The sequence below is a fragment of the Rahnella sp. R3(2024) genome (assembly GCF_042920125.1).
In the GTDB taxonomy this organism is placed as follows: domain Bacteria; phylum Pseudomonadota; class Gammaproteobacteria; order Enterobacterales; family Enterobacteriaceae; genus Rahnella; species Rahnella rivi.
Genome location: NZ_JBHGBU010000002.1, coordinates 344,768 through 361,001, shown reverse-complemented (window position 1 = coordinate 361,001; position 16,234 = coordinate 344,768). Strand labels below are relative to the sequence as shown.

Below are 16,234 nucleotides of genomic sequence, written 5' to 3'. Positions count from 1 at the left end.
CAACCATGTCTATTGAACGCCAGCTGCGCACCGGGGGCGACCCGCGTGCGCTGCCTGATTACGCCGTTTTACGCGAAGAGCTCAGCAAATTAACCCATCCGGCGCGCCCTGATGTGAACTGGAAGAGAGTCGAACAGCTGTGTCTGAACCTGTTCCAGCAAAACGGTATCGAGTTGCAAACCGCATCCTGGTATACGCAGGCCAGAACGCAGCTTGTCGGGCTGTCCGGGCTGAATGAAGGACTGGCGATCCTCGAGGCACTGATCTCCCGTCAGTGGCCCGGACTCTGGCCGCAGCCGGTTCACGCGCGTATGGAAATCCTCACGGGTCTGAGCCAGCGCCTGCAGCAGATTTTGCGCAGCATGACGCTGGAATATGGCGATCTGCCGCCGATCTATCAGGCAGAAAAACTGATCACTTCATTATGTGATGCCCTGCAACGCCTTGAACTGAAACATGCCAGCCAGCTTGCTTCGCTGATTACGATTATGCACGGCGCGGCGGTGCGGCTGGAGAACATGCATGCCACTACCGATGCACCGGTGGTCCTTCCGGCAACGGCGAGCCTGACACCTGATGACCGGTCCCACAAGGCATCCGAGCCCTGGGTGTATGTCGCGCAGGCTGAACCCGTCACGCCGCAGGTGGTGATCTCCCCGCCACCGGCACCTCAGCGCCCAATCCAATGGAAAGGATTTATCGCCGGCGTGGTGATCACCGTGCTGGCGGGCAGCGGCGTGAAGGCGGGCATCAACGCCTTTTATTCGCCTTCCACCAGCGAGCAACTGATGGCGACCTTAAAGGGGATGCCGAAACCGTTGAACGCGCCGTCACTCAATGCGCTTAAACACCGCGAGGCTGAGATGCTGCGCCGCGAAGCCCCGCAGATTATTGCCGCAACGCAGCAGCAAACCCGCCAACTGGCATCCCTGTCGCCGGTCTGGGCGCAGGATACCGGTGCGCAGCTGGTACATCAGACACAGGTGCTGTTGCCGGACAATCCGGCGGCAAAACGCCTGGCGCAGGAATGGACGGATAACCTTAACGCCCGTGCCTTCCCGCTGGAAAACCTGACAGGCTGGAACTCGGCCAACACCCAGTTGCAGCAACTGGCAGACAAACTCAACGGCCTCGATGAACAACGCGGCAAATACATGACCGTCTCACAGCTTAAATCCTCCGTGTTTGCTATCCAGCAGGCGCTGAACAGCTCACCGCCGGTCGAAGAATCGCTGCGCAAACTTGCCGAGGCAAAACAGCAAAACAAGGATGCGTCTGCGCAGCTGGTCATGCAGCTGGATAACCAGTTCACGCAGTTGCTGAACCGCTATGCGTTGCTGACGCAAACCCCGCCAGCAGCCGATAAAAAGGGTAACGAGGCTCACTGAAGCACGGGCGCTGTTGCAGTATCAAAACATGTGATCACGATGAGCCATTTTGAATTACAGAGGATGTATGTCAGCAAAAGAGCGGTTTTTAAAGAAGTTGCAAGACAGTCAGCCGCGCAGCGGCTCATTTGCCAATAAAGGTCAGGCAGATATTGCCGAGTTCCGGGAACGGATGAACCTGCTTCAGGAAAACATGGAAGAGTGGCTGACGGGCACCGGCATCCGCGTTGAACGCACCGATGTCTCGCTGGTTGAACTTCTGATGGGAGGCAAAACCTTCAGCGTTCCGGGGATCCGGCTGCAATACGAAGATAAACTGGTGAAATTCACGCCTGTCTTTTTGTACGGGCATGGCGTGACAGGCTGTGTGGAAGCCAGCCTCAGCGATCAGGGCCACATCAGTGTCTTATGCCGGTTGTTTATGCGGGCGGGCGAAGTCAGTCACTGGACCTGGCGCCCGGCAAACGCCCCCACCGGGCCGGGTGGTACATTCGATGAAGATGCTTTTTTCGAAATGATTGCGGGTTCACTACCATGACGCCTTCGGGCGTCATTTTTTTTGCAGCACTCACTGAATCAGCCACGCAAATGTAAAAAGATGCTACAACCGTTACCCCTTTTGATGCCAATATCATCAAAACCGATGACATAAATTTACATTGCATTAAAATCAGAATGCGCTGAGGCCCCTGCCGATTTAACTTTCTTGTTACCAATTTTGCACACAACAAGCCATTACGGGATGCAGGGAAATTACATTTGAAAAACATCAAAACTTTTTGATCCAGATCAATGCAACAACATGACCTCTTCCTTTTTGTGGATAATTCCCCTGCTGCCCGTTTCCCTCTCATTTAGTTTTTCTGCCCCGGCGTTTGAACCGCCGCTAAAGTGTTTCAGCGACTACTTTCCCTGCGAAACCGTCCCTGTTAATGCCTTTGTTCATTGTGGTTAAATCGCCCTCTCGCAAAACCCCGTTGTACTTTCCTTTCATTCAAGACTTCACCTGCGAATGTCAGACATCGCCGGTTCCCGTGCCGGTGCCTGTGTTTGAAAGGAATACCTGACGCACAAAAAGAGGTTGTTATGTTTGGTCTTGATGCGCTTGAACTGGCCCGGATCCAGTTTGCCTTCACCGTCTCTTTTCACATCATTTTTCCCGCAATCACCATCGGGCTGGCCAGTTTTTTGGCGGTTCTCGAAGGGATGTGGCTAAAAACCAAAAAAGAGGCTTATCGCGATCTGTACCATTTCTGGTCAAAGATTTTTGCCGTTAACTTCGGTATGGGCGTGGTGTCCGGCCTGGTGATGGCCTACCAGTTTGGTACCAACTGGAGCATGTTCTCCTCGTTTGCCGGCAGCATTACCGGCCCGCTGCTGACCTACGAAGTGTTAACCGCGTTCTTCCTGGAAGCGGGTTTTCTCGGCGTGATGCTGTTCGGCTGGAACCGCGTCGGCCCCGGCCTGCACTTCTTCTCTACCTGCATGGTGGCGCTCGGCACGCTGATGTCGACGTTCTGGATCCTCGCCTCCAACAGCTGGATGCAGACCCCGCAGGGCTATGAGATTGTTAACAATCTGGTCGTTCCGGTCAGCTGGATGAAGATCATCTTCAACCCGTCGTTCCCGTTCCGCTTAATGCACATGACCACGGCGGCGTTCCTCGCTTCCGCCTTCTTCGTCGGTTCTGCGGCGGCCTGGCATTTACTGCGCGGTCGCGATACCCCGGCAATCCGCACCATGCTGTCGATGGCGATGTGGATGGCGCTGATCGTCTCGCCCATTCAGGCATTTTTGGGCGACGCGCATGGCCTGAATACGCTGAAATATCAGCCGGCTAAAATCGCCGCCATTGAAGGCCACTGGGAAAATAAAGACAACAAACCGACGCCGCTGGTGCTGATTGGTTATCCGGACATGAACCGTGAAGAAACCCGCTACGCGGTTGAAATCCCGTATCTGGGCAGCCTGATCCTGACGCACAGCCTGACGCATCAGATCCCGGCGCTGAAATCTTTCCCGAAAGAAGACCGCCCGAACTCGTCCGTCATCTTCTACACCTTCCGCATCATGGCTGGCCTCGGCATGCTGATGATTTTGCTGGGTGTGCTGAGCCTTATCCTGCGTCGCGGCGGCAAAATGTATACCTCTAAAGCCTTCCTGCGCTTTGCTTTTCTGATGGGGCCTTCCGGTCTGCTGGCGTTACTGGCGGGGTGGATTACCACGGAAATGGGGCGTCAGCCGTGGGTGGTGTATGGCCTGCTGCGCACCAAAGACGCGGTATCCAACCATAACGTGCTGCAAATGAGCGTCAGCCTGATCCTGTTCATCGTTATTTACTGCTCGGTGTTTGGTGTCGGTTACGGCTACATGATGCGTCTGATCCGCAAAGGGCCACAGGCGCATGAAGGCGAAAGCGTTGACCACGGCGGTCCGGGCCAGCACCGCACGCCTGCGCGTCCGCTGTCTGCCATCAAAGAATCACTGACCGACGACACGAAGGGAGCTTGATAATGGGTATCGACTTACCGCTGATCTGGTTTTTGATCATCATCTTCGGCGTGATGATGTATGTGGTGATGGACGGCTTCGACCTGGGTATCGGTCTGCTGTTCCCGCTGGTGAAAAAAGAACACGACCGTGACGTGATGATGAACACCGTTGCGCCAGTCTGGGACGGCAACGAAACCTGGCTGGTGCTCGGCGGCGCGGCGCTGTACGGCGCATTCCCGCTGGCCTACTCGGTGATTCTGGATGCGCTGACCATCCCGCTGACCCTGATGCTGTTCGGCCTGATCTTCCGTGGCGTGGCCTTTGAATTTCGTTTCAAAGCCAGCCCGGCCAAACGCCACGTGTGGGATAAATCCTTTATCGGCGGTTCCGTGCTGGCGACGTTCTGCCAGGGCGTGGTGCTGGGCGCGGTGATCAACGGTATCCCGGTGGTAAACCGCACTTATGCGGGTGGCGCACTGGACTGGCTGACGCCGTTCACGCTGTTCTGTGGTGTTGCGCTGGTGGTGGCTTACGCCCTGCTTGGCTGCACCTGGCTGATTATGAAAACCGAAGGCGAATTGCAGGAAGCGATGCACAAGATCGCCAAACCGCTGCTGGTGGTATTCCTGCTGGTGACGGCGGCGGTCAGCCTGTGGACACCGCTCTCCCACGGCGACATCGCCACCCGCTGGTTCTCGCGCCCTAACCTTTACTGGTTCCTGCCGGTCCCGGTGCTGGTGGTGCTGGTTTCTGCGTGGATGTTCCGCGCCATCAGCAAAAATGCGCACCACGCGCCGTTCCTGCTGACGCTTGCACTGGTGTTCCTGGGCTATACCGGGCTGGGTATCAGCATCTGGCCGAACATCATTCCGCCGTCCATTTCCATCTGGGAAGCGGCTTCACCTCCGCAAAGTCAGGGCTTTATTCTGGTCGGCGCCCTGTTCATCATCCCTATTATTCTGGTGTACACCTTCTGGAGCTACTACGTGTTCCGCGGGAAAGTCACACCGGATCAGGGTTATCACTGAGGAGTAACCTGATGAATCTGATTCAAAAGATGGATGACAACGTCATCACCAAAGCCCCGTTCTGGAAACGCGTCGGCTGGATGGCCGTCATCTGGGGTGGCAGCGTGCTGGCGCTATTTGTTGTGGCAACGGCGTTTCATCTGCTGATGTTTGCAGCGGGAATGAGAAGTCATTGAGTGAACAGAGTCCGGCACTGTGCCGGACTCTGTTTTTAGCATGGCGTTCTGCCGCCCGTTAAGATGCTGAACAATATCTAATCACCGGTTCACACAATACCGGGAAGTTCAGCGAATTCGCGATAAAGCACAGTTCATGTGCGCGGTGATGCAGTTCCTTCGCGAGCTGAATATCATCCCCGTCACGGATCGCAATGTCGGGTTTGAGTGTGATACTCGTGAAACACCCTTTCTCACCTTCTGTCATGACCCCTTCAGCCTTATCGGTATAAGAATCAACACTGATACCCGCCTCGGCGCATAAATGCAGATACCAGAGCTGATGGCAGGCTGAAGCCGAAGCCACCAGCAGGTCTTCAGGGTTCCAGCGCGCGGCATCCCCCAGAAATGCCGGGTCTGATGAACCGGCAATGCTTTGTTTCTTCCCTTCGGAAATTTCATAATCGCGGCTGTAAGTTTTATAGGATTCTGTTCCGCGACCCTTGTTGCCTGTCCATTCAATGTTGACCTGATAATGATGCTCGCGATGTGCCATAGCGGGTGCTCCTGTCGTTGCTAAGTGGGGATACTGAGGGGTGGAGAGGGATAGTTCTCCCTTTGATGCCAAAAATGGTATACCATTATTCCATAATGTACAGGAGAAAATGATGACGCTGAAACCCCAGTCCACCGCCGAAATGCTTGCCGGATCACTCAGGAAGATGATTAACAATGGCTCGCTGCCTGATGGCTCGCGGCTGGTAGAAAGGGATCTGGCCAGCCAGTTTGCTGTCAGCCGTGTTCCGATGCGGGAAGCTATCCGGCTGCTGGAGCAGGAAGGCATGGTGGATATTTTCAGAAACCGCGGGGCGGTGGTCAGAACACTGTCTGTTGAGGATATCGCTGAGATTTATGAACTGCGGGCTTTACTTGAGGGGGAAGCGATATTTAGCAGCGTGCAGAATATGGATGCCGAAACGCTGGCCAGAGCGGAACTCACGCACACACTGCTCGGCAATGCCGAAGACGCCGACAGGCAAGGAGAGCACAACCGTGAGTTTCACGGTCTGCTGTACCGCGGATGTCAAAATAAGCGCCTGCTGGCGATGATCGACGAGTTACGTAATCAGATAGAAAGGTACGAACATTTTCAGCGCAGACTGCTTTCAGACACTCAGGCATTTCAGCACGAACATGAATTGATTCTTAATGCGTGCCGGGAAGGCAATGCAGAGGCGGCACGGCAGGAAACCTTCCGGCATATTGAATCTGCCGGAAGAGTGCTGAAAGATTTCATCAGTAAGGGGATTTCGGCTCAGAAATGAGTGACTGCCCGAAGCCGATGTTCCGGGCTGCTATGTTAAAAGCCGCCTGGAAATGGGGTTATTTCTCCAGCACCAACGCCACAAAATCGAGAATATCGTCCATTGCTTCCTGACGGGCTTCGGCAGAAGGCATGACGATCAGCTGATCGGAATAGCCATTCATGATCGCGGAAAGCTGGCGGGTGACCCGGTCTGCGTTGGCCGACCGGAAAACCCCTGCCTCGATCCCCGCGCGGATAATTTCCGCCAGCAGTTCCAGCCACTTATGCACCATCAGCCGCGCCAGTTCGGCATAAGCCTCGTTATGCGCCGCCAGTTGCCACAGCGAGCCGTAAAGCTGCCAGATATCACCCTGCGTATCCGGCAGATAATTACGCACCAGCGTATGCAGTTTTTCCTGCGGATGCAGCGTCGCAATTTCTGAGGTGAACTCTTTCAGTTCCGCCAGCATCACCACCGATAACGCTTCAATACACAGCGTCTGCCAGTCACGAAAATAGTGATAAATATGGCTGCGTGAAATGCCCACGTGCTCGGTCAGTTCGCGCGTCGTCACTTTCTCAATCCCCTTTTCGATAAAGAGACTGATGGCACCGTCAAGAATTTTAGCCCTTAACGCCTCCTGATTTTCTTTCATCATCAATCCTGTGCTGGCCCTGAGCAACCGCTCTTGCCCGCATTTTATCAGGAAGGCAGACGTGCGCCCAATGACTTACGTAATACGATTTTCACCACAATCACGGTGGCGATCACCAGCAGGGCAGCCGACACCAGCACGGCCATAAAGGCCTGGTCGAACGCAGCGCGGGCGAGGCTGCTGATTAAGGACGCATGTTCCGGGCTGAGATGGCTGGCCAGCGCCAACGCTTCGTCGAGGCTGTCATAGGCGGCATCACCGCTCACCAGCCCTGCCGGCAGTTCCAGGCTGCGGCTGTAAACCGCGGTCATCAGGCCGCCCAGCAAGGTCACGCCCAGCACGCCGCCCATTTCCCACGACACATCTTCGATAGCGGCGACCATCCCGGCTTTGTCTTCCGGTGCGTTAAGCATGATGGACGTCGAGGCTGCCGTTACCGCACCGCCCAGACCAAAACCGAGAATGAACAGGCTGATGAGTTGCAGTAAGGTTCCGGCATCAAACACCAGCGCATGCATCACAATCCCCAGCGCCGACAGCGCAAAACCGCCAACCATTATCCTGCGCACACCCACTCGCGGGATCAGCATACCCGCCAGCGGTGAGGCCAGCGCAGAGGCCACCGGGATCGGCAGAATAAACATGGCGGCCATAAACGGCGACAGCCCGAGTACCAGCTGCAACCGCTGGCTGAGCACCAGTTCGATGCCGATCAGCGCAATCATTGACGTGATCGCAACCCCCACACCACAGGCAAACGCCCGGTTACGGAACAGCGAGAAGTCGATCATCGGCTGCAAGGCCCGCTGCTGCCTTCTGGCAAAGAAGCCGAGGAATATCACCCCTGCGGCAGCGGCGCAGACGATCACCAGCCATGAAGAGTTGATATGGCTCAGCTCTTTGAGCGCGTAAATCACCCCGACCAGCCCCGCCATTACCAGCGCGGAGCCGATAAAATCACAAGGCCGTTGCTTGTTGCCTTTGCCACGCGGGATCAGCGCCAGCGCGAACGGGAAAACGGCCAGCACAACCGGCACGTTAATCAGGAATACCGAACCCCACCAGTAATACTCCAACAATACGCCGCCGATCACCGGGCCGAGCGCAGCGGCACCGGAGGCAACGGCGGACCAGATGCCGATCGCCAGCGCCCTTTCGCGCTCATCGGTAAACACATGGCGCACGATCGCAAGCGTTGCAGGCATCATCATTGCCGCCCCCACCGCCAGGAAAACCCGCGAAGCGATCAGCATGTCAGCGGACGTGGAAAACGCCGCGCACAGCGACGCCACCGCAAACACCGGCAGCCCCCACATAAACAGATTTTTGTGGCCCAGCCGGTCGCTGAGCATTCCCGCGCCGGGTAACAGCCCCGCGACGACCAGCGGATAGGCATTCACTATCCATAATTTTTCCGAGGACGATGCACCCAAAGCCAGCGTGAGGCGCGGCAGTGCGGTGTATAAGACCGTCATATCAATGATGATCAGGAAAAGTGTACTGGTGACAATGGCAAGGATCAGCCAGCGGTTGTGGGAAAACATAGAAGCCTCTGAAGTTTTTGAGCACTTGCTCAAGCGCGAAAGGTACTTGAGCGCCCGCTCAAAAGCAAGCAATGTCAGCCGGTCCGTTGATGAATGATTTACCCTGCGCAGGGTGCACAAAGGCAGATACCTGACACGAAAAAGCCCACTCGAAAGTGGGCTAAGGGGGGGTACAGACTGACTTTTTTAAGTGCTACTTATTTTCCCTGGTGTGGCAAAAATTACTCTTTCACCGTTTCCTCTAACGTGAAACGGCCTAACGGATTCTGATGGAAGTCTTTGATATTTTTACGGGTCACATTGCGGTACGGGCTGTAATAGAGATCAATCCAGTTCACATCGGCTTTCGCCATTTTCTGCAAATCGATATACATCTGTTCACGCTTTTTCGGATCCATTTCTACGCGCGCAGCCGCAACCAGCGCTTTCACTTTTTCGTTGTGGTAGTGCGTCATGTAGTTGTTGTTGGAATCATGCCCCAGCGTAAAGGTGGTTTTCTGATCCGGGTCGAGAATATCGTTGGTCCAGTACATCACCGAAATGTCGTAATCTCCCGCCACCAGCATGTCCCAGCTCTGGCTCGGATCCACCTTTTGCAGACTGGCGGTGATGCCCGCTTTGGCCAGCTGTTGTTGCAGCAGAACCGCGATCTGCTCGTCCACTTCATCACCGGCGTTGACCAGATATTTCAGTGTCAGATTTTTGACACCAGCCGCCGCCAGCAGCTGTCTGGCTTTTTCCGGGTCATACGGGCGTTGCAGGTTAGCGGCGTAGTGATAGAGCGCGCCGTCAGGAATGTAGGAGTTAGCAATTTTGCCGTAGCCGAAGGTCACGGTGTCTATGATAGATTTCTTATCGATTGCGAAATCCAGCGCCTGACGGACTTCCACTTTTGCCAGATCGCCGTGGGCATGGTTGATCAGCAGATGATCTTCGCGGGTTGAGGTGTCCAGCTCCACGCTCAGTTTCGGGTCTTTTTGCAGCGAGGCGATGCGCGAGAACGGAATCGACAGCGCCGCATCCAGCTCGCCGGCCTGCACCTTCAGCATACGGGTGTTATCATCCGGCAACGTCAGCCACTCGACGCCGTCCAGTTTTACCCTGGCGGCGTCCCAGTAATACGGGTTTTTCACCAGCTCGACTTTTTCACCGCGTGTCCACTCTTTCACACTGAAGGCGCCGGAACCCACCGGATGCTCGGCAAAATCATCCGCGCCCTGTTTGGTGAAGGCCTGCTGAGAAATTACCGAGGCATTAGGCAGCGCCAGTTGCGATAAAAAGGCCGCCGACGGGGTTTTCAGGGTGATCACCAGCGTACGGGCGTCGGGCGCGCTGAGGCTTTCAATAATGCTGTAGGAATCTTTCCACATGGAACCGGCATCATCGCGGATACGCGTCAGGCTGAATACCGCATCGGAAGCGGTGACCGGCGTGCCATCAGAGAACTTCGCGTCGCGCAATTTCAGCGTATAGGTTTTGCCGTCCGGCGAAATCGTCCAGCTCTCCGCCAGCCCCGGCAGCAGTTTGGCGCCGGTATTATCGACCCGCACCAGCGGATCGAACACGTTGGAGAACACCCAGTTATCCGCGTTTTGCGCGGACTTGATCGGGTCAAATGTGGTGCTGTCTTCACGACGACCGATGGTTAAAACTCCCGCCGCCTGCGCCATTTCGCTGACCAGGCTCAACGCCAGCAGCACCCCGGCGGCCACAACGTTAAAATGCTTTTGTTTCATGTCACATTCCTTCAGTCATCGGATAGACGCCTTCGCGTTTGTGGCCGTCAAGCACACAGGCGAAAGCATGATCGGCAATATGCCGGGTTTCTGGTGCCGCGCCTTGCCTGCACGCGGCAAGCGCAAAGGCACAGCGAGGATGAAAAGCGCAGCCCGCAGGGAGAGAAACCGGGCCCGGCGGCTCCCCTTGTAACGGATGCTCCGGCAGCGGCCGGTCGGGGTCGATTTCAGGGATCGCCGCCACCAGCGCAGCGGTATAAGGATGGCGCGGCGCAGTAAACACCGTTTGCGTCGGGCCGCTTTCGACAATGCGCCCGAGGTACATCACCGCCACGCGGTCACACAGGCGGCGCACAATCGCCAGATCGTGCGCGATAAACAAGATCGCCAGCCCCATGCTTTCGCGCAGATCCATCAGTAAGTTGATGATTTGCGCCTGGATCGACACATCCAGCGCAGCCACGCATTCATCCGCCACGATCAGACGCGGTTCGATCGCCAGTGCGCGGGCGATACCGGCACGCTGACACTGTCCGCCACTCAGCGCCTGCGGCCGTTTCGCGGCGTGTTCCGGGCTGAGGCCCACGCGCATCAGCAGTTCACTCACCCGCCCCGCGATGTGCGCTTTCGCGACTTTCTGGTGCACCCGCAACACTTCGCTGATGCTTTCACCCAGCGTCTGGCGCGGGTTCAGCGAGGCGTAAGGATCCTGAAAAATCATCGCGGTTTGCTGGCGCAGACGGGCGATATCGGGCCTGACGCCGTCGGTGATCAGTTGCCCGCGAAAACGCACCCGTCCGGCACTGGCCGTTTCCAAATGCAACATCGCCCGGCCCAGCGTGCTTTTGCCGCTGCCTGATTCGCCCACCAGCCCCAGCGTTTCACCCGCATGAATGTGTAAAGACACGCCGTTCACCGCCTGAACGTGGCGCTTTTTCAGACCAAATCCGGAAACCGGAAACGTCACGCACAGATCCTCCACTTCCAGCAGCGGATACGGCTGCGAACTCAGTTCAGATGGCAAATTCATTTTCCCTCCCGTGGGTCAGCGGATGGTGGCAGGCCGTCGCGTGACTGCCCGCCACCATGGCGGGCTGGGTGGCACGGCACTGTGCGGATGCCCGTGCGCAGCGCGGATGAAACCGGCAGCCCGCGGGGAAACGTGCCGCCACCGGCGGCTGGCCGGGCAGCGTGATCATTCGTCCGCTGCCGCCGTCGCTGGCAGGCTGGCAATCAATCAGCCCGCGCGTGTACGGATGCTGCGCCTGTGCCAGCACCTGACGTTTTTCGCCGGTTTCACACAGGCGGCCGCCATACATCACCGCAATGCGGTCACAGGTTTGTGCCACTACGCCAAGATCGTGGGTGATCAGAATAATGGCGATGCCCAGCCTGTCGCGCAGATCGCGCAGCAGCCGCAAAATCTGCATCTGCACGGTGACGTCCAGCGCGGTAGTCGGTTCGTCGGCAATCAGCATTTTGGGTTCGCAGGCCAGCGCCACGGCGATCATGGCGCGCTGGCGCATACCGCCGGAAAACTCATGCGGATAGTTATCTGCGCGGCGCTGCGGATCAGGAATACCGACCTGACGCAGCAGTTCCACCGCCTGCAAATGCGCGTCGCGGCGGCTGGCCCCGAAATGCAGCCGGCGGCTTTCGGCAATCTGCTGGCCGATGCTCATCACCGGATTCAGATGGCTGGCCGGGTTCTGGAAAATCATGCCGATTTCACGCCCGCGAACGGCGGTCATGCGTTTGTCGCTCAGCGTCAGCAGATCTGTGCCATTCAGGCGAATTTCTCCCGCGCGGATGTTCAGCCCTTCGCCAGGCAGCAACCGCATAATGGCGCGGCAGCTCAGGGTTTTTCCGGAGCCACTTTCGCCCACCAGCCCGAGAATGTCTCCCGCGTTCAGCGTCAGCGAGAGCCTGTCCACCAGCGCCACGCCCTGCCGGTCTTCAATGGTTAAATCGGACACCTGCAATAACGTCATGGCCGCTCTCCCAGTTTGTCGCCCAGCCCGTCGGCCAGCAGGCTGAAACTCATCGCCAGCACCACAATGGCCAGGCCGGGAAATGTGGTTATCCACCACGCCGTGGTAATAAAACTCTGGCCTTCGGCAACCATTACGCCCCATTCGGCAACGGGCGGCTGAACGCCAAGGCCGAGATAACTCACCGACGCGCCGCTGAGTAACACCAGCACGCAGTCGGACATCGAGAACACCAGCGAACTGGTCAGTGCGTTGGGCAGCAGGTGTAAAAGTAAAATGCGCGGGTGGCTGTAACCGAGGCTGCGCGCCGCCAGAATGAAATCCCGGTGTTTCAGCGTCAGCACCTGCGACCGCACCAGACGGGCATACGACACCCAACCGACCATTGCCATCGCGATATAAAAACTGCCCAGCCCCGGCCCGAGAATGGCGATGATCGACAGCATCAGCACCAGAAACGGAAACGCCAGCACCACGTCGATCACCCGCATAAAGATTGTGTCCACCGCGCCGCCGAGATACCCGGCAAACGCCCCCGCCAGCGTGCCGAAAGTGAACGGGAAAATGACGCCAATCAGACAAATTTGCAGATCCACCCGCGCGCCCCACATCACGCGGGAAAGGATGTCTCGGCCAAAGTTATCCGTGCCGAACGGATGGGCGAATGAAGGCGGTGACAACGTCACGGATGCATCCTGCGCAACCGGGTCAAATGGCGCGATCCACGGGCTGAGCAGCGCCACTAATATCCACACCAGCAACATCAGAATGCCCAGCCGCAGCGCCTGCTGGCGCGGCAGCCAGCGCAGAGGAAAGTACACCCGCCGCTGCGTGATTAACTTTTCTGTCATGCTCATAACGTCACCCTCGGATCCAGCGCCACGGTCACCAGATCGGCGATCAGATTCACGGCGACCGTCGCCAGCGCAAACACCAGCACCACGCCCTGCACCACCATGTAGTCACGGCTGATGATGGCTTTCACCAGCAACTGCCCCATGCCGGGAATAGCAAATACGCTTTCGATCACCACCGTACTGCCGATCAGCCAGCCGATGTTCACCGCCAGCAGGTTGACCGTGGGCACCAGTGAATTGGGCATCACGTGACGCCAGAAAATGCGGTTTTCGTTCTGACCACGCGCCCTGGCGGCCGTCACGTAATCATTCTGTAATTCCATCAGCAGGCTGGCGCGCAGGTTGCGGGTCAGTACCGCCGACAGCGCCAGCGCGACGGTCAGGCAGGGCAAAAACAGATGACGGAGGCGTTCACCCGCGTCACTGCCGTACCCCGATACCGGAAACCAGCCCAGCGACAGGCTGAACAGCAAAATCATCATGATCGCCAGCCAGAACGCGGGCAGGCCGAGGCCGACGGTGGAAAGCAAACGGATCACCTGATCGGCCAGTTTTCCGCGCTGTCTCGCCGCCGCGGCGGCCAGTGGCACCGCGATCAGCAGCGCCAGCAACACGCTGCCGAGCACCAGATACAGCGTCGGTTCGATACGGGTGGTGACCAGCTTGAGCGTATCGACACGGTAAATCAGCGATTTACCCATTTCACCGTTAAGCAGATTGCGCAGGAAATAGAGGTATTGCTGCCATATCGGCAAATCCAGCCCGAACTGGGCGCGGATACGGGCGATGGCTTCCGGCGAACTGTGCACCCCAAGCAGGATCCTCGCCGGATCGCCGGGGATGGCGCGGACCATAATAAAGGTCAGAATGCTGATCCCCAGCAGCACCGGCAGCAGTTGCAGCGGTCGCCAGAGCAGAAAACGATAACGGTGCATGGCAGTCCCCTTCATGGCGTGTAACGGTGCAAAAACGGACGTGGCGGGCGAAATTCGCACCAGCACGGTGCAGTGTGGCTGCGCGGACCCCGGCGTTTCTCCCCTTTTTTCGGCACGCCTGCGATGGCCTTTTGCCCTGTCGCACTACGTTAGCCGCAGTGGTGCCGCACCGGTAGTTAGCAAAAATACTAGTTTTGCTATCACCGTGATCTGGCACCGCGATTGCATGTTTTTCAGGCACAGGTTGGGCAACGCAGGAACCGTGCCGGAGGGGCAAATGCCGTTTTTACGTTGAAGCATGGCGGAGATGAATTCATGAAACTCGCAGTGACAGAGAGTGCGCAGGGGATGCGGGAAAGTACCGTGGAAGGCGCGTTTGCCCAGCTTTTCGCCCAGACATCGCGCCTGGGATTTGATGCCCTGATTTACGATTTCACGCCGGTTCCCCGTTCGCTGGAAGGGGATCTGATCACGCCTTCCTTGTTGCAGATGTGCAATGTACCGGGAGATATGCAGCGGCTGTGGCTGGAGAGCGGATATTATCAGGTGGACCCGGTGCAGCATTATGCGCTGGAGAGCTGTGCGCCGTTCGTCTGGTCTTATCAGCGGCCAGACAATACCTCGCTGCAAAACCGTCTGAGTGACCTCAATAAACCGGTCACCCATTACATGTGCGATAACAATATGCCCAGTGGCGCGACCGTGCCGCTGCATCTGCCCAACGGCGGATTTGTTACGGTGACCGGGATCCACACCGGCGCCGGGCACGAGCTTGATATTCATGACGTGCTGGGCGATTTCAGCCTGCTGGCGCTGACCTTTCAGGAGTGCGTGTTTCCGCTGTTCGACAGCAGCGTGCTGACCTGTCAGCACGTCAGGTTAAGCAAACGCGAATGTGAATGTCTGGCGTGGGCGGCGGAGGGATTAACCGCCAAAGAGATTGCCCGTAAGCTGAACCGGTCAATCGCCACCGTCACGCTGCATCTCAACACCGCCGGCCGCAAACTGGGGGCCAGCAACCGCGTGCAGGCGGTGGTTCGCGCCATGCATTACCGCCTGCTCGACAGCTGAGCTTTCACGTTTTCTATCTTTTTTACTAGCTGTTCAGCGCCGTCCCGATGTTTACCCTGTGAGGATTATTCACCGACAGGGGAAACAACATGGTCAAGCTCACTGAAGGCTTTGCGCCGTTTCAGGAATACCAGACCTGGTACCGCGTTTGCGGCGATTTGAACAACGGCGTCACGCCGCTGGTGATCGCGCACGGCGGGCCGGGCTGCACCCACGATTACGTGGATGCCTTCCGCGATATTGCCCAAACCGGCCGGGCGGTGATCCATTACGATCAGATCGGTAATGGCCGCTCCACCCACCTTCCTGATAAACCGGCAGATTTCTGGCAACCGTCGCTGTTTCTGGCGGAACTGGACAATCTGCTGCGCCATCTGTGCATCGAAAAAGATTACGCGCTGCTCGGCCAGTCGTGGGGCGGAATGCTCGGTGCCGAACACGCGGTCACCCAACCCGCCGGTTTGAAAGCGCTGATCATCGCCAATTCACCAGCCTCGATGGCGCTCTGGTTGCAGGCTGCCGCAAGGTTGCGCAGCGAACTGCCGCCGGACGTTCAGCAGACCTTGCTCACCCATGAACAGGCCGGAACGATCGACAGTGCCGAATACAAATCCGCGTCGCAGGTATTTTATGCCCGTCACGTCTGCCGCCTCGATCCGTGGCCGGAAGAGGTGAAACGCACGTTCGCCGCCATGGATGCCGATCCGACGGTGTACCTCGCCATGAACGGACCGACCGAGTTTCACGTCATTGGCAGCATGAAAGCGTGGACAGTGATCGACCGTCTCGCGGCCATTAATGTGCCGGTTCTGCTGATATCAGGCCGTTACGACGAAGCCGCACCGGAAGTTGTGCAGCCCTTCGCCGACCACATCAAAGGGGCAGAATGGGTGATTTTCGAACACTCCAGCCATATGCCGCACGTTGAAGAACGGGAAGCGTGCATGGCGTGCGTGGGGAAATTTTTAGCGTCGGTTACGTGACGACGTCACGTCAACAGCACAGCAAACCACGCCACACGTTGCCGTCAGGTGGCCGACGGTGCATATTTAGGTGCCGAGCTGGATTTCTGAT

The 16,234-nt window shown here is 57.3% G+C and carries 16 protein-coding genes; 8 read left to right on the top strand and 8 right to left on the bottom strand.

All coding sequences use genetic code 11. The features are described from left to right. Positions 1-5 precede the first annotated feature (5 nt). The 5 genes from ABSH60_RS22080 to ABSH60_RS22060 all read left to right on the top strand — a co-directional run bounded on the left by ABSH60_RS22080 (position 6) and on the right by ABSH60_RS22060 (position 5,085). A complete protein-coding gene (locus ABSH60_RS22080) occupies positions 6-1,388 on the top strand; it encodes a VasL domain-containing protein (RefSeq protein ID WP_390976186.1) in 1,383 nt (460 codons plus the stop codon). A 67-nt stretch (positions 1,389-1,455) separates the two neighbouring features. Then, positions 1,456-1,926, top strand: a complete 471-nt coding sequence (locus ABSH60_RS22075; protein WP_390976184.1) for a hypothetical protein — start codon at positions 1,456-1,458, stop codon at positions 1,924-1,926. Between the two features lie 548 nt (positions 1,927-2,474). Further along, complete coding sequence (locus ABSH60_RS22070; protein WP_056780090.1) at positions 2,475-3,899, top strand: cytochrome ubiquinol oxidase subunit I; 1,425 nt, start codon at positions 2,475-2,477, stop codon at positions 3,897-3,899. Positions 3,900-3,901: 2 nt separating this feature from the next. Continuing rightward, a complete protein-coding gene (gene cydB / locus ABSH60_RS22065; protein ID WP_122096739.1) occupies positions 3,902-4,909 on the top strand; it encodes a cytochrome d ubiquinol oxidase subunit II in 1,008 nt (335 codons plus the stop codon). 11 nt (positions 4,910-4,920) lie between these two features. After that, positions 4,921-5,085, top strand: coding sequence for a DUF2474 domain-containing protein (locus tag ABSH60_RS22060; protein WP_082465766.1), 165 nt, complete (start codon positions 4,921-4,923; stop codon positions 5,083-5,085). A 58-nt stretch (positions 5,086-5,143) separates the two neighbouring features. On the opposite strand, the gene ABSH60_RS22055 is transcribed toward ABSH60_RS22060, so the two are convergent. Further along, on the bottom strand, positions 5,144-5,620 hold the full coding sequence (locus ABSH60_RS22055; protein ID WP_390976182.1) for an OsmC family protein: 477 nt from the start codon (positions 5,618-5,620) through the stop codon (positions 5,144-5,146). 112 nt (positions 5,621-5,732) lie between these two features. Here ABSH60_RS22055 and ABSH60_RS22050 point away from each other — a divergent pair, with 112 nt between their 5' ends. Continuing rightward, the gene (locus ABSH60_RS22050) at positions 5,733-6,389 is read left to right on the top strand and encodes an FCD domain-containing protein (RefSeq protein ID WP_390976180.1); all 657 of its coding nucleotides are present in this window, start codon (positions 5,733-5,735) and stop codon (positions 6,387-6,389) included. Positions 6,390-6,447: 58 nt separating this feature from the next. Here the strand turns inward: ABSH60_RS22050 and ABSH60_RS22045 are convergent, their stop codons facing one another. The 7 genes from ABSH60_RS22045 to ABSH60_RS22015 all read right to left on the bottom strand — a co-directional run bounded on the left by ABSH60_RS22045 (position 6,448) and on the right by ABSH60_RS22015 (position 14,089). Next, entirely contained in the window at positions 6,448-7,026 is a 579-nt protein-coding gene (locus ABSH60_RS22045) for a TetR family transcriptional regulator C-terminal domain-containing protein (protein ID WP_390976178.1), read from the bottom strand. A gap of 47 nt (positions 7,027-7,073) precedes the next feature. After that, positions 7,074-8,570, bottom strand: coding sequence for an MFS transporter (locus tag ABSH60_RS22040; RefSeq protein ID WP_390976176.1), 1,497 nt, complete (start codon positions 8,568-8,570; stop codon positions 7,074-7,076). 221 nt (positions 8,571-8,791) lie between these two features. Next, a complete protein-coding gene (locus ABSH60_RS22035) occupies positions 8,792-10,306 on the bottom strand; it encodes an ABC transporter substrate-binding protein (RefSeq protein WP_390976174.1) in 1,515 nt (504 codons plus the stop codon). Between the two features lies 1 nt (position 10,307). Further along, entirely contained in the window at positions 10,308-11,336 is a 1,029-nt protein-coding gene (locus ABSH60_RS22030; RefSeq protein ID WP_390976172.1) for an oligopeptide/dipeptide ABC transporter ATP-binding protein, read from the bottom strand. After that, a complete protein-coding gene (locus ABSH60_RS22025; RefSeq protein ID WP_390976170.1) occupies positions 11,320-12,297 on the bottom strand; it encodes an oligopeptide/dipeptide ABC transporter ATP-binding protein in 978 nt (325 codons plus the stop codon). The genes ABSH60_RS22030 and ABSH60_RS22025 overlap by 17 nt, the downstream gene beginning before the upstream one ends. Next, positions 12,294-13,154 carry an ABC transporter permease gene (locus ABSH60_RS22020; RefSeq protein ID WP_122096747.1) on the bottom strand — a complete coding sequence of 287 codons (861 nt, stop codon included), beginning with the start codon at positions 13,152-13,154 and terminating at the stop codon, positions 12,294-12,296. The genes ABSH60_RS22025 and ABSH60_RS22020 overlap by 4 nt, the downstream gene beginning before the upstream one ends. Beyond that, the gene (locus tag ABSH60_RS22015; RefSeq protein ID WP_056780070.1) at positions 13,151-14,089 is read right to left on the bottom strand and encodes an ABC transporter permease; all 939 of its coding nucleotides are present in this window, start codon (positions 14,087-14,089) and stop codon (positions 13,151-13,153) included. Before ABSH60_RS22015 ends, ABSH60_RS22020 begins: the two co-directional genes overlap by 4 nt. 315 nt (positions 14,090-14,404) lie before the next feature. On the opposite strand from ABSH60_RS22015, the gene ABSH60_RS22010 reads away from it, so the two are divergent. Together ABSH60_RS22010 and ABSH60_RS22005 are read left to right on the top strand one after the other, a co-directional pair. Beyond that, positions 14,405-15,160: an autoinducer binding domain-containing protein gene (locus ABSH60_RS22010; protein WP_390976168.1), complete on the top strand. Its 756-nt coding sequence runs from the start codon at positions 14,405-14,407 to the stop codon at positions 15,158-15,160. An 89-nt stretch (positions 15,161-15,249) separates the two neighbouring features. After that, the gene (locus ABSH60_RS22005) at positions 15,250-16,143 is read left to right on the top strand and encodes a proline iminopeptidase-family hydrolase (RefSeq protein WP_390976167.1); all 894 of its coding nucleotides are present in this window, start codon (positions 15,250-15,252) and stop codon (positions 16,141-16,143) included. The last annotated feature ends 91 nt before the right edge of the window (positions 16,144-16,234 follow it).